Here is a 13,382-nt window from a genome sequence, read left to right on the forward strand (position 1 = left end):
TCACGGAACCCACGGAGGTGCCCGCAGGATCCCTTCACAACCCAGGCCGGCGGTGAGACGCTGGAACCGACGAAGGGCCGGACCAGACGCCGATACAGCTATGGCGGACGCTTCCCGCGTTACGCCGCACCTAGCTTGGCGCCCGGCCCTTCGCCCTTGGGCAGCCCGAACGACGCCAGATGACCCGGGTGAAATAGCCGAGGTCGCATAAGCCAGCGTGGGCGCCCTTGGAATCACGCCGGGCCAGCCAACCAAACCGCCACCCCACAGACACGTCAGAACGCCCGGCCAAACATGCGGCGCGCACTGTCATGCCCGGAGCATGCACTTGACACGACCTATAGCCAGCTAGGACGCGGCCGCACCCCTCCGGAGGAAGATGCGCGCTTTGGCGTGGAGGCGCCCAACCGGTTACTGAGCCCTTATGATTGGCGGATGACTCCTGGGGATCTTTCTGTAGCCGATTACGACCACTTTCTGCTGACTCGTTTCAATGTCCGGCAGGGCCAAGACCGGGCCGATGAAGGGTGGCTCCGCCACCGCCTTACGTTCTTTGAGGATTTCTGCCACGCCTCCGTTTCCTCTCAGACAGTCAACAACTTCACCTGGCTTGTATTTTTTGATGCCGAGCGCGACGCGTGGCTGCAGGAGGAAATCGACAGACTGTCTGCTGGAGTATTTGAGGCAGTTTGGGTCGACGGTGCGATGTCCATCGGGGAGTATGCTACTGCCGTCGCAGAGCGGTCCACCAAGCCCTGGGTTATCACTACCCGCATGGACAACGATGATGCCATAGCGACGGATTTTATCGAAGGCATCCAACGGGAATTCCGGCGCCAGGATTTCGAATTCCTCAACTATCCGTCAGGTTTGCAACTAGCGGAGGACGGGCGGTTATTTCGCTGGTCAGACCCCGCGGGTCCGTTCGTCTCACTCGTGGAGAAGCGTAAGGCTGATGCACCGCCTGAGACAGTCCATATCGACGCCCACGATCGCATTGAGCAGTATGGGCCGATCGTGCAGGTGCGGTCACACCCGATGTGGGTACAGGTGGTCCATGGGCAGAATATGGCGAACGCCGTTAAGGGAATCCGAACCAGCCCCGAAGTCCTGTCCAACCACTTCAATGTCAGTCGGCGAGCCACATCGGTGTCGCCGTTCGCGTTGAGGGCCATCCAGGCCCGCAACGCTGCCGCACTGGCTGCCCGGGTGGCCGTCAGTCCTAATCGGATCAAGAGGGCGGCGAAGATTCTCAGGTCCCGGATTTCCTCTAAATAACACTCCGGCACCGACAGGGGCGGTCTCATCAGCCCCATAGACTGAGGCGGACTCGGTGTCTGTAATTGGGCAAAGAATGAACGCGCAGAAAAGTAACGTCGGTCTTGACATCGCCGCACTACTTGTCGTGCTGGGGCATACTCGCAGCATGGCCGCCATGGGCAGCGGCGAAGACCTGACCGCAAGCATACTGGCGAAAGTGATACTCCTGCCACCTCGTTCGCCCAGGAGTCCGTTGCTGTGTTCTTCGTGCTCAGCGGGTATCTCGTTGGCGGCCAAGTCTTGCAATACGTCCGGCAAGGTCGCTTCACGTGGCGCGTCTACATGGTCAAGCGATTCACGCGCCTGTGGGACGTCCCGATACCCGCACGCCCGGAAGCCGCGACTCTGAAACTCGCCCGACACGTAACGCTCTATCAGAGCGTGCGATTATTCATCGACAGTCCTGAGGCGGTTATCGAAATTGGGAATGACACGCACCTCAATCGACGCGCCGAGATTACCTGCAAGGACAGGGTGACCATTGGGGAGGGGTTTGCCATCTCCTGGGATGTCCTGATCACTGACACCGATTATCACCAGATCAGCGGCTCCGGGAGCGTTGTCCCGGTCAAGATCGGTAACCGGTCTGGATCGGGGCCAAGGCGGTGACGGCGCGGTTATCGCTGCCGGTTCCGTGGTGACCAAGAATGTGCCCCCTGGCGCTCTTGTCGCGGGCAACCCGGCTAGGGTCATTTGTGACAACGTTGACTGGGTATGATTTCCGATGACTCTTGGGGAACGACTTCTGGACATGTCCGCCAAATATGCACGCTCCAAATTGGTGATTGATGATCCTTGGGGCGGCCACGTGGGCGACCTGAACAGCACCAGTCCAATCGTGAGCCTTTTGTACTTGCGGCCGATTACGAGGCAGTTCTGCGAGAACTCCGAACCTCGTGAAGTGAGGAGTTCTCTGCTGTAGCGTTTGCGTTTGAGTGTGCCGCTGTGAGCGCTCCGGAGGGGGCAATGTTCTTTGGGCCGCCCAAATTGGCGAGGAGTGGGCGGCGGGGTACAGCACGTCCGCGAGGAACTGCCCCATTCGGGAAGACCCTGCGATGTTCGGGTGCACGTCATCGCCGAAGACGGGGACGTTTGGCCGCCGCCCTATCCTGTACCAGACGCAGAAGATGACGCCCGATTAACAGTGGTTGTTGAGCGTATGGTGGTTGGCGATCACATTAGTCGTGACGCTGAGTTCAAGCCGGGGTGACGGTGGCGACGATCAGGGGATACCGACGGACCCGATCTTGTCGAGGATTTGCACGAGCCCAGATGGCCGAGTCGCCGCCGTTCGTTGAGTTGGCCAGGTCGTTGGTTCCGAGCATCACGAAAGCAACATCCGGGTTGGCTGCAAATGAGCCGGCCGGTGTCACCGTTGCCAGAATGCTTGCCGGTGGTCGCGCCGGAGACCCGAACTCCGGATCGGTCGGAGTCTGGTAGACGAGTCAAAGTGCTGATTTAGCCGCTGGTTGCCGTTGGTGAAGTAGCCTGACGCCTGACGCCACAGCGTCCCTCACCAGCGAGGGTGACGTTGTTATGAGTGATCGAGTCGCCCGGCAGGACATCCCGTTTCCGCGCTTGACCGCATATCCTGCCGCTGCTGCAGTCGCGTCATGCTGGTAAGGCAGTGAGGCCCATGGTGTGGTGCCGTCGCCCACCTTTGCGGCGCTTGCTGTCGGATTTCCAGCCGGCCTCCCCGAGTGCGAGGACCGGTTTGCTGCCGCCCAGTTGGCGGCGGTGTCTCGTCGGTAGTGAATCCTGTTTGCCATCACGCAGCGCTCCCGCCGTCGAAGTTGAATTTTCCTGTGTAGCTAGACGTGCGTTGCCGCCGTCAAGGGTGATGGGTGGGTCGTCTGCCTTAGGGCAAAGGTGGCATCAAGTGCGCTCGGCAACTGGGTGGTCAACGGCGAACTCGCGGTCCGCAAGGTCACCGAACTGACGCTCACCTTCGACCACCGGGTCTGCGACGGCGGCACGGCCGGCGGTTTCCTGCGCTACGTCGCCGACGCGATTGAGAACCCGAGCTCGGCGCTCGCGGACATGTGATTACGGAAGTGCCGAAACCGGCGGGTCAGCCATGACACCGGGACGAGGAGCAGCCACAGAAACGGCGTCAAGGAGTTGAGGCCGCCGAAGCCGGGCGGCGATGGGTCCCGAGATGTGCGGTCGGTCATGATCGAATGATCGGGACGTCGTGAAACGTACAGCAGATCATATTCGATTGCTTTCGCAATGCATATGTCTGTGCGATGACGGTGGAGATTCGCGGGCCAGCACCCGCCTTGCGTTCGCTAACCCTAGAATCAAGGCATGCGTATATGCTGCCTCAACAATTACCCACTCGACAAAATGTGGAGGATGGCCGATGAGGGCCGGATTCCGCGACAACACGTATGGGGTATCGATAGCTTGGCGGCCGCTGGCCATGATGTGACAGTGGCGCCGTATCAAGAACCATCCAATCGTAGGTTCTTGGCCAAGCTGTCCAACCAGTCTAAGTACGCTCTTGGCCAGCTCGACCAAGAGCTATTTGCTGCGCTTTCCAGTGCGGATGTCCATTACGCTGCTGACCAGGGCAGCGCCCGGGCCCTCGCACTATTGGGACGGCGCCCAGTGGTGTCTGTGGTGCATCACGAAGTCCGAGGTGGGGTGTTTAGTGAGGCAGTCAGCAGGCGCCATGCTGGTTTCGTTTGCCTCTCGGAGCATGTGCGGTCATCGCTGCCGAGACAGATTCAATCGAAGTCTGTCGTTCTCCCATGGGGCCCGGAATTGGACAGTCCCCTTTATCGACCTGTTGACGAATCACTGGGAGTGGTGAGCGCAGGTAAGTCAAACAGGGACTTGCCTACCTTGGTCCAAGCCCTTGCGCAAGCAGGCGACAAGGCCGTCGTCTACGATCCGGCCTGTCGCATATCTGCGCAACCCTCAAACGTGACTCTGGTGCGACCAGGGCTTTCTTCAGGGGACCCAGCTGCCCCAGGCGTCTACTTGGCAACCAAGGTGATAGGTGACATCGCCCGCTCGAGCATCGTGGCCGTTCCGGCTCTGCGGCCAAATAGACTGACGGGCCTGACGGAGATCAATGACGCACTTGCGCTAGGCAAGCCGATGATCGTGACGCGGTCTCCATTTCTTCCGCTGGATATCGAGGCGTCCGGCTTCGGAATCTTCGTTGAACCTGGCGATGTCGAAGGATGGGTCGCCGCACTGAAACGATTGAGGGATAGCGAACTACGAAAGGAGATGGGGAGGCGAGGACGCGAATTTGCCGAACGGAGTTGGAACCATTCTCTCTGGGGCGAAGGATTGCAAAAGTCAATGGCATCCGTTTAACGCGGCGGGTTCGTTCGCCGGGTGTCGGGAAGCCACGGACCTTTGCGGTCACTCCGCCCGGCATGCACCGCAGCCCGCTCAGATCGTGGATCCCAGTTCCGGTTCCCCCGCTTCGGCAGCATGGGCGCACAGGATCGTTTGGCAGGCTCGGTGCTTGCGCGGACAACGCCGCGATGAAATCCTTCTTCTCGTTGCTGCAGATACGTACTGGACCGTCAGCGCCGCCCCCACGCGCCCGGGCTGGCAATTACAACGTGGATTGAAAGGACCGACTACCGCCGGCGACGGCAAATCGGTTGCGGGAACGCACGCTAATCGGATGTGTAACAATCAACCGGACCACGGCCACGGCGGGGCGCAAGTTCGCGTCAATAAAGCCGTGGCAGCTCCGTTCGACGCTGATGGCGAAACCTCGTCTAGGATCCGATCGGCCTCCTGCTCCCCAACTTCGGGTCCGCGCGTGGTGGGTACTTCCGTCTGGGCCGTGGAGACCGCAGCTTGGTTTACCCTCGATCGCCTCTGGGCAAGCACTCGAATGGACGGTAGTGGTGCAATTTCTCGAAACCTCGTCCGAAGGTAAATATGAAGGTGGCGTCATGTGTCGACACACGTCAGTGTTTTGAGCGCCTCCTCAAGAGCGGGCGGATCATGGCCGGGCGTTGGATAGTAAACGACGAAACAGCGCAGTGGTCCGCGGCTTAGGCCGCTGCGGGCTGAACCGATTGAAAATCCGGACTTCATGCTGACGGACTAATAAATCAGGCACGGACCGGGGCTGGCCTCCAGCTTCAGGCCAGCCAGCACCGGTAGAATCGAGGCCTACACAGCGCACCAACAACGCCGGAAAAGCGTCGGAATTACGGAGATTCAATGTCACGATGGCTCGAGGTCGGTCCGGACAACTACGTACTGACAACTCAAGGTTCCCTGCTCAACACAGGTCTGGTGGTCGGCACCGAGCGCGCCATGGTGATCGACACCGGCGGCGGGCCCCGGCAGGGCCGCGAGATCCTGGCTGCCGTGCGGGAAAAGACCGGGCTGCCGCTCGTCGTGGTCAACACGCACGCCCACTATGACCACTTCTTCGGCAACGCCGTCTTCGCCAGTGAGGGCGTTACGGAATTCTGGGCACACGAGAACTGCKCCGCGGAAATTGAGGAGAACGGCGACGAGCAGCGCCGGCTTGTGGCCTTGGCGGAACCCGAAATGGCGGCCGGTCAGGGCTCCGACGCCGAGCTGGTTGTTCCGAACGCCATYGTGAAGGACCAGCCGGTCCTGGTGGATCTTGGCGGACAGAGCGCCACCTTGTTCTATCTGGGCCGCGGCCATACCGACGGCGACCTCCTGGTCGGCACCGCGAGCACCCTCTTCGCCGGCGACCTCGTCGAACAGGGTTCCCATCCGTCCTTCGAGGACTCATTCCCGGAAGACTGGGCCGACGCCCTCCGGCACCTCTCCGCGTTGCGGCACCGGTACGAATTCCTGGTCCCCGGCCACGGCGAGCCGTGCTCGGACCAGTTCGTCAAGACCATGGCCAACACCATGACCACCGCGGTCCGGCAGGCGATCCAGGCCACCCGGGAAACCCCGGACGACGCAACCAAGGCCATCCCGATTCTGCCCTACGGCCCCGAACAGTCGCGCTGGTTCATCAAGCGCCTGCAGGACACGCGGGCCCACCGCTAGGGCCGCCCGGCTCAGGGCGCGCCGGATGGACAACGCCGGTAGCCTGTGAGTAACCTCATCTCCGGGTCCCTTTCCGTGGACCCGCTCTCGCCAGCGACCAGCTTGCCCAAGGATGGGGTTCCCCGGGGCTCGCGTCATGTCGCTGCTCTCAGGAGGTCTCACCTGTGACATTGCCCGGCTATGTCTTTGCGCTGTGCATTTTGCTGGGGAGTCTCGTGTTTCCCTCCGCAGTGTTCTACGTGGTGCTTCGCCTCAGGCGCCGCAGACACGCGCCCGCCTCCGTTCCTCAGCGCCAGGAGTCATGACAGTGCCGTACGTCGATATCAACCCCCACCGCAACCGGCCGAAATGGTGGGCCTACGTGGGCCTGGTGCTCTTGGCGGCAGCAACGATCGCCGTTGTGGTGCTCGCTCTGCGTCGCTGATAGGTGCGCTTTACGGCCGCGTCTGCGGGTCCTCGTCAGGTGACCACCGTGCCTGCGCCTAGACTTGCTTTTTGGACCAATTCAAACAAGCAACGCAGCGGCCTGCGCTGAGAGTCCTAGGGGAATAGATATGTCCGAACCGGTGGACACCAAAACTGCCAACGACACGATGGACTCGGAGCAGCCGGATCTCCGGCGCCGGCGTGACCGCCGTGCCGACGGCTCCGATGCCTGGACGGGAACCATGCCGATCATCACGCCCAACGAAGCCGACGTCCAATCTGGACGTACCGCCCCGAGCAGTTCATGGGCAGAAGCGGCCGCCGCGGCGGATGCGCCGGCTGCACCCACGCGTGCCCCCGCAGGCGCAGCGCCGGCGGCGTTGCCCGAGACCCCCGGAACAACTCCGGCCGTGCCCGCGCAGCCGGCCCGCTCCACGCGTTCGGCCACGCGGTCCGCGGCCCTGGCCGACTCCCCGGTGCCTGACTTCATCAGTTCCCCCGGCCTCTTCGTCCGCGAGCAGAAGCCCCGGCCCGTCGGCGGGTTCCGCGGCGCCCTCTACAAGCTGACCGGCGGCGGGCTGAACCTGGGCCCGAGCGCCAGTCAGCGTGAAGAGGACGAGCTGGCCCGGCGCATCTCGCGCCAGCTCCAGGGCAGCTACAACACGGCCGTCCTAAGCCTGAAGGGCGGCATCGGCAAGACCTCCACCACAGTTGGCGTCGGACTGACCCTGGCCGAGTTCCGGGGCGATCCCCCCTGCGCGATCGACGCCAACCCCGATTCCGGCGACCTCGTCGAACGCGCCCTCGGCGAGGGCATCTACCAGCAGCAGAGCCCGCGCACCATCACGGACCTGCTCAAGAACATCGAGTCCGTCGATTCCCTCACGGCCCTGGCCCGCTACATGCACCATGCCGGCAGGCTCCACCTCATTGCCGGTGAACAGGACCCCGAGGTATCGGATTCCCTGACGGCCGAGGAATACCTGCGGATCCGCAAGCTCATTTCCGCGTACTACTCCGTGGCGCTGATCGACTGCGGCACAGGTGTTACGCACAACGCCATGAGCGGCATCCTGCAGTCGGCGGACAACCTGATCATCGCGGCCGGCTACGCCGTCAGCGGCGCCAAACGGGCCCGCAGCACCCTGCACTGGCTGGCCAGCCACGGCTACGAGGACCTGGCCCGCAACGCGATCGTCGTCATCACGGACAAGGACGAGGTCTCCACGCGGGTGGACAAGGACGCGATCGAGGAGCACTTGTCTGGCATCTGCCGCCAGCTGATCGCGGTCCCGCACGACCGTGGAGTGGCCGACGGCGACCTGGTCACCTTGGACGTGCTCCGCCCGGAAACGCGCCGCGCGTACCGGGAGATTGCCGCCGCCATTGTGGACGGCTATGCCTAGGGGGACCGCTACCGGCGGCGTGTAGCCCTGATCTTCCGGGCTGCTGCCGGAAGGCCAGCTAGTCCGCGGCGCCAGCGCGCAACGTGGGCCCGGAGAAGCCCGGCTACGGAGTCGTCCAGATGAAGGTCTCGCTCCCGCAGTGTTTGCCGTGAGGGAAAGACCGTGCGGGCCAGCACCAGCGGCTTAACTCGCCAAGGGCTTTCGATGAGCGAAACCAAATAGGCCGTGCCCGTACCCTGTACGGCAGTACGGTGGCGCCACTCCTCGCTGACAGAACCTTTCCGGACCGTCAGATCCTCAATGCCCAAGTCGTCCAGGAGCGGCTTCAGCGCCGCCGTCGCCTGGAGCTCCACACTGAGATCTACCAAGTCCTGGTGCATGGCGACGTCCAGCCGCTGCAGCAGGTCGGAGTACTCGCGCTGATGACGGGGTTCATCCATGGCCCGCAGGCTGTGCAGAGCCTGAAAGATCGCCGCCGCAGGAATGGAAGGAACGGGCACCGGCCTGGCCGCCATGACCAGGTATTGCCTGTCGCGCCAGAGCGCGTCGAAGGCTTTGCCGGGGGAGGCCTCCATCCCGGGAAACCTGTTATGCACGTCGATATCGCAGTTCCACTGCGGATGGTACAGAGTGCGGGAGTGCGAGTACCGGCGAACGACTGTCACGCCGGTTGGCCTTTCGAGCCAGCCGCGTCCGCCTAGGAGGTCCACCATTCTGTCCAGGTCTTCCGGGCGGACCAGGACATCCACATCCGCGGAAACATGGTGCGCGCGGAGTCCCATCATGGTGGCGGCAGGACCCTTGATGAACAGCACCGGAAGACCGGCCGATTGGGCCACGTGGTCCACGAGGGCGGTGGCCAGGCGGACGGCTTCATCCTGATGCAGGGTCTCTGCGCTGTCCATCAGCTGGGACCTGCGTTTCGAGAAGAAGACGTGATCATGCCGGCGTTGCTCAAGCTGCGGATCAACCCGACTACGTCATCCGCGATCGCGCCGGCCTCTATGGCGTAGTCGCGGGCAAGCAACTCGATGAGCTCCGCCTCGGTTCTGGTCCCATCCAGCCCGTTCCACACAGAGGCAGCCGTCCCAACCAGGATGACCGGGACCTGTTGCTCAAGGTGCAGGACGGCGACGCGATCGCCGTCGGCACTTTGGACGCAGGCGACGTCTTCACTGACGCGCCACACCTGTTCCGTCATGAGACCTCCGCCGACACTAGAGAGGCCATGAAGCATCACCCGGGGCCTTCGCAAGGCTTCATGCTACCGTGCGGCAGTCAAGTTGTTTCGCGCCGGTGACCGACTTAGATTTAGGCATGACCAACAACGCCGGGGACGAAGCCGCCCTGCAACTGCAGGACCTCCTGATGGGAACCGAGAACGTCGAGGACTTCCTGGGCCGCCTGGCTGAATTCTCGGCCGCCACACTCAGCCAGGCCGCCGGCGCGGAGATCGAATGCGGCGTGACGCTGCAGCGCAAGAAGAAGACCATGACGGTGGCCGGGAGCAGCCCCCGGGCCGTCATCCTGGACCGCATCGAGCAAACCCTCGGCGACGGCCCGTGCATCGCGGCACTGCGGACCAAGTCGGTGGTGGTGCTGGCTGACGTCGATACCGATCCGCGCTGGCCGGAGTACCAGCTGCAGCTCGCGGCCCATGGCTGCCGCAGCACCCTCGGCGTGCCGCTGGAAATCGGCGAGGACGCGGCCGCCGCCCTCAACTTCTTCGGCTCTGACACGGGGATTTTCACCGAGGCAATCATCGCCGAGGCCTCCGGTTTTGCCGACCTCGCTGGCCGGGCCCTTCGCCTGGCCGTCCGGATCGGCACCGCGCAGTCCCGGGCGGAGGACCTGCAGGCCGCCATGGAGCACCGCACGTCCATCGACCTGGCCTGCGGCGTTATTATGGCCCAGAACCGCTGCTCCCAGGACGAGGCCATGGGCATTCTCACCCGGGTGTCCAGCAACCGGAACCAGAAGCTCCGCGACGTCGCGGCAGACGTCCTGCGGAATCTCACCAGCGGGGAAGTCCACACGCACTTCGACGCCTGAGCTCCCGGGCGCGGAGGCCGCCCTAGGATGAAGGGGATGACCACCACACAGACCGCACCCTTCAGCCTCCGCAGCATCGCCGTCCCCGCCTTCGGCCCGGCCCTGCTGTTCAGCATCGGCGAGGGCGCCATCCTGCCCGTGGTGGCACTGTCCGCCCGCGACCTCGGCGCCTCGGTGGCCGTCGCCGCGCTGGTGGTCACCCTGATCGGTCTGGGCTCCTGGTTCTTCAACCTCCCCGCCTCGCTCATCACCCTGAAGTTCGGCGAACGCTGGGCCATCGTCGGGGCAGCGGCGGCCAGCGCCGTCGCCCTCGCCGCCGCGGCGCTGGCACCACTGATGCCCGACGGGCTCTGGCTGCTCGCGGCGGCCATGGTGGTCGTCGGCATGGCAGCGAGCGTCTTCAGCCTGGCCCGGCAGAAATACCTGACCGAGGCGGTACCCGTGATCCTCCGGGCACGGGCCCTGTCCACGCTTGGCGGCGTTAACCGGATCGGGATCTTCATCGGCCCCTTCATCGGCGCTGCCGTGATGCAGTTCGCCGGAATCACCGGCGCCTACTGGGTGGGCGTCGTGGCCATGGCCGCGGCCGCCGTCTTGTCGGTGACCATCCCGGACCTCGTGGCCGCGCCTGCGGCGGACGACGGCGTCCCCGTCCGGCAGGCGACGCTGCGCAGCGTCGCCGTGTCCCACGCCGGGGTTTTCCTGAGCGTCGGCATGGGGGTGCTGCTGCTCAGCGCGCTGCGTGCGTCCCGGCAGGTGGTGATCCCGCTGTGGGCCGAGCACCTCGGGATGGATGCCACGCAGGCATCCCTGATCTACGGGCTGTCCGGCGCCATCGACATGCTGGTCTTTTATCCGGCCGGCAAGCTGATGGACCGCAAGGGCCGGCAATGGGTGGCCATTCCGTCGACCCTCATCATGGGCACCGCCATGCTGCTGATCCCGCTCAGCACCGGCTTCGCAGGCCTGCTTCTCGCGGCGCTTCTGATCGGGTTCGGTAATGGCATTAGTTCGGGCCTGAACATGACCTTGGGGGCCGACTTCTCACCCGACAACGGCCGCGGCCAGTTCCTGGGCATCTGGCGGTTCATGGCCGACGCCGGCGCCACCGGAGGGCCGGTGCTCCTCTCCGGGGTGACCGCCGTGGCCTCGCTCGGGGCCGGGGTGGCCGCCACCGGCGTGATTGGCTTCGCGGCCGCCGCGGTCTTCGCCGTCACCATTCCCCGGCTCAAACACCGCCGGAACTACTGACCGCTGCCCGGCCCGCGCCGGCGTCGTGCAGCATGACCGAACAGGCAGACACCGGCCACGGTGGCGAGGTAGCCCGTGATGACGATCAGTGAAGTCCCGGCCCAGAAGTAGCTGGTGGTGCTGATCTCCTGGCCGCCCGGGCCGATGCTCAGCAAGGCATAGGCCGCCACGCCGGCCGCGGCAAGACCGGTGAGGACGGGAAGCACCACCCACAACCTGGCTGACGCCCAGTGTCCGTTGTAGCCGTCCCAGACGTTCCAGCTCCGGCCGGTACGGATGATCAGCCAGCCGGCCGGGAGCATAAAGGCCCCCACCACGAGGAACGCCGCGACGACGTCGGCCGGACGGTGCCACTGGTTGATCAGCGTGGACACCCCGGTGGCGACGGCGAAGCTGCCGCCCAGGAAGCCTGCCAGCGGCCGCCAGCGCGGCGAGACCATAAGGAACACGGCCGCCGCGGCAGAGGCGGCCATCGTCGTGTGGCCGGACGGCAGCGAGTTCAGTTCAAGCGTCTCGATCCCGCGGTACGGCCGGACCGGCACCAGGTCCTTGAGGATCTGGGTGGCCACGTTGGCGCCCACACAGGCCGCAATCGCAATCCCGGCCGCCGCCCAGCGCCGCCGCACGATGGTGACGAATACGACCACGATCGATGCGATCACCGCAGAGAGCGCCGGCAGCCAGTCCAGCAGCTTGGTGGCTGCCTTGCCCGCGGTCCCGCTGAGCTCCACCGCTTCCACGAGGGCGGATTCGTCAATGAACTGTCCCGTGGTGGTGCGGACAAAGAAGAAATAGGTGACGGCCAGTGCGGCGACGCACGCAACCGTGGCCAGCACGAACAAGGCGGCCGTGCCCTTGCCAGGGGACCACTCCGCCTGCGGATCCCGAGTTCTGTGGGCCTGCGTCCTTGGCGCCCGGGTGGCTGGGGCCTGAGTCTTTAAGACCTGCGTTTCCGGGACCTGCGCCTCTGGGACCCGGGCAGACGGGTCCCATGGGGTGCGTTCCTGCCGAAAAGTCATGCCATTAAGGCTCCCACAGAACCCTGCGCGCCACCTGATGGGCCCGGCGCGCGGCGGGGCGAGTAGTGCCCGGACAAAAGCCGAGTACCCGCTACCCGTGCCGGGCAGGAACAAGATTCATAGAGTCGACAGTGCCGGTGTGGCTTGTCCCCGGCACGACGCTCCTTGAGCGGGGCCGGCGAAGACGAGTTTCCTGGACCAGGGACTCACCCCCAGTCGACGCCGGCCCATCAAGGGCCCAGACACGTGCAGACGCATCCCCGCCCGGCCTCGACGAACAACTCCTTGCCGGCGTCCAGCTTGCGTCCGCGTCCGCGTCCGTCGCATGGAGCCAGACCCGGTATGGGAGGATGTTCCGGTGACTTCCCGCGACCCCGCCCAGTGCCGCCGCCCACGCGGCGGCTGGTGCGTGGGGCTGGCTGTCGCGGTCTTGCCATTGGTGATGGGTATGTCTGCGTGTGCTGCCCCTTCACCGACCCTGTCCTCCGGCTCAGCGAGCGAGGCAGCGGCACCGGCTGGGCAAGCATCGTCTGCCCCATCCCGGGAAACGGCCGGGACAGCGCCGACCGGTTCCGCAACTGCTGCTGCCTCCGGCGTTCCACGCGCTGTGGAAGCGGCCCTGCAGACCCTGCTTGCGTCGTCGTCGCAGCCGAGCAGAGAGCAAATCCGCGCGAGCCTTTCCTCGGCGGGGTTTGCCCCGGCCGCGGTGGAGGTTTCTGCCTCCCGCACACCCACCGGGCTGGCCGCCGACGCCGTGGAAGTTGGCGTGTTGAGCGGAACCGCATGTGTGATGGCGCAGATCCGGTCCGGAGCCGTGGAATCGTCAGTATTGCCCGTTCTTCCGAGCGGGCGATGCTTCGTCGGCAGCGTCCAGCGGTAGGCAACAGGA

The 13,382-nt window shown here is 64.5% G+C and carries 12 protein-coding genes and 2 pseudogenes; 11 read left to right on the forward strand and 3 right to left on the reverse strand.

Features of this window, described 5'->3' with window-relative positions; all coding sequences use genetic code 11:
- The first annotated feature begins 435 nt into the window (after positions 1–435).
- The 8 genes and pseudogenes from AC1D1W_RS12405 to AC1D1W_RS12440 all read left to right on the forward strand — a co-directional run bounded on the left by AC1D1W_RS12405 (position 436) and on the right by AC1D1W_RS12440 (position 8,171).
- Positions 436–1,278, forward strand: coding sequence for a glycosyltransferase (locus tag AC1D1W_RS12405; RefSeq protein WP_476943837.1), 843 nt, complete (start codon positions 436–438; stop codon positions 1,276–1,278).
- 240 nt (positions 1,279–1,518) lie between these two features.
- Positions 1,519–1,929, forward strand: a complete 411-nt coding sequence (locus tag AC1D1W_RS12410; RefSeq protein WP_476943857.1) for a hypothetical protein — start codon at positions 1,519–1,521, stop codon at positions 1,927–1,929.
- Between the two features lie 1,284 nt (positions 1,930–3,213).
- Positions 3,214–3,366, forward strand: a pseudogene (locus tag AC1D1W_RS12415) (2-oxo acid dehydrogenase subunit E2); the annotation flags it as partial.
- A 942-nt stretch (positions 3,367–4,308) separates the two neighbouring features.
- The gene (locus AC1D1W_RS12420; protein WP_476943838.1) at positions 4,309–4,653 is read left to right on the forward strand and encodes a glycosyltransferase; all 345 of its coding nucleotides are present in this window, start codon (positions 4,309–4,311) and stop codon (positions 4,651–4,653) included.
- Positions 4,654–4,710: 57 nt separating this feature from the next.
- A pseudogene (locus AC1D1W_RS12425) lies at positions 4,711–4,968 on the forward strand (IS3 family transposase); the annotation flags it as partial.
- A 555-nt stretch (positions 4,969–5,523) separates the two neighbouring features.
- Positions 5,524–6,339 (forward strand): MBL fold metallo-hydrolase, encoded by an 816-nt coding sequence (locus tag AC1D1W_RS12430; protein WP_476943839.1) that lies wholly within the window; start codon positions 5,524–5,526, stop codon positions 6,337–6,339.
- A gap of 301 nt (positions 6,340–6,640) precedes the next feature.
- A complete protein-coding gene (locus tag AC1D1W_RS12435) occupies positions 6,641–6,763 on the forward strand; it encodes a hypothetical protein (RefSeq protein ID WP_476943840.1) in 123 nt (40 codons plus the stop codon).
- A gap of 130 nt (positions 6,764–6,893) precedes the next feature.
- Positions 6,894–8,171 (forward strand): MinD/ParA family ATP-binding protein, encoded by a 1,278-nt coding sequence (locus AC1D1W_RS12440; RefSeq protein ID WP_476943841.1) that lies wholly within the window; start codon positions 6,894–6,896, stop codon positions 8,169–8,171.
- 8 nt (positions 8,172–8,179) lie between these two features.
- Here AC1D1W_RS12440 and AC1D1W_RS12445 read toward each other — a convergent pair whose 3' ends face one another.
- Together AC1D1W_RS12445 and AC1D1W_RS12450 are read right to left on the reverse strand one after the other, a co-directional pair.
- Entirely contained in the window at positions 8,180–9,076 is an 897-nt protein-coding gene (locus AC1D1W_RS12445) for a nucleotidyltransferase family protein (protein ID WP_476943842.1), read from the reverse strand.
- A complete protein-coding gene (locus tag AC1D1W_RS12450) occupies positions 9,076–9,372 on the reverse strand; it encodes a PqqD family protein (RefSeq protein ID WP_476943843.1) in 297 nt (98 codons plus the stop codon). Before AC1D1W_RS12450 ends, AC1D1W_RS12445 begins: the two co-directional genes overlap by 1 nt.
- Before the next feature lie 116 nt (positions 9,373–9,488).
- Between AC1D1W_RS12450 and AC1D1W_RS12455 the strand changes: the two genes are divergently transcribed.
- On the forward strand, positions 9,489–10,223 hold the full coding sequence (locus AC1D1W_RS12455) for a GAF and ANTAR domain-containing protein (RefSeq protein ID WP_476943844.1): 735 nt from the start codon (positions 9,489–9,491) through the stop codon (positions 10,221–10,223).
- A 36-nt stretch (positions 10,224–10,259) separates the two neighbouring features.
- A complete protein-coding gene (locus AC1D1W_RS12460; protein WP_476943845.1) occupies positions 10,260–11,474 on the forward strand; it encodes an MFS transporter in 1,215 nt (404 codons plus the stop codon).
- Here the strand turns inward: AC1D1W_RS12460 and AC1D1W_RS12465 are convergent.
- On the reverse strand, positions 11,468–12,493 hold the full coding sequence (locus tag AC1D1W_RS12465) for a phosphatase PAP2 family protein (RefSeq protein ID WP_476943846.1): 1,026 nt from the start codon (positions 12,491–12,493) through the stop codon (positions 11,468–11,470). The genes AC1D1W_RS12460 and AC1D1W_RS12465 overlap by 7 nt on opposite strands.
- A gap of 448 nt (positions 12,494–12,941) precedes the next feature.
- Between AC1D1W_RS12465 and AC1D1W_RS12470 the strand changes: the two genes are divergently transcribed.
- A complete protein-coding gene (locus tag AC1D1W_RS12470; RefSeq protein WP_476943847.1) occupies positions 12,942–13,373 on the forward strand; it encodes a DUF6993 domain-containing protein in 432 nt (143 codons plus the stop codon).
- Positions 13,374–13,382 lie beyond the last annotated feature (9 nt).

The sequence above is a fragment of the Arthrobacter sp. P1_B4 genome, from assembly GCF_056406555.1.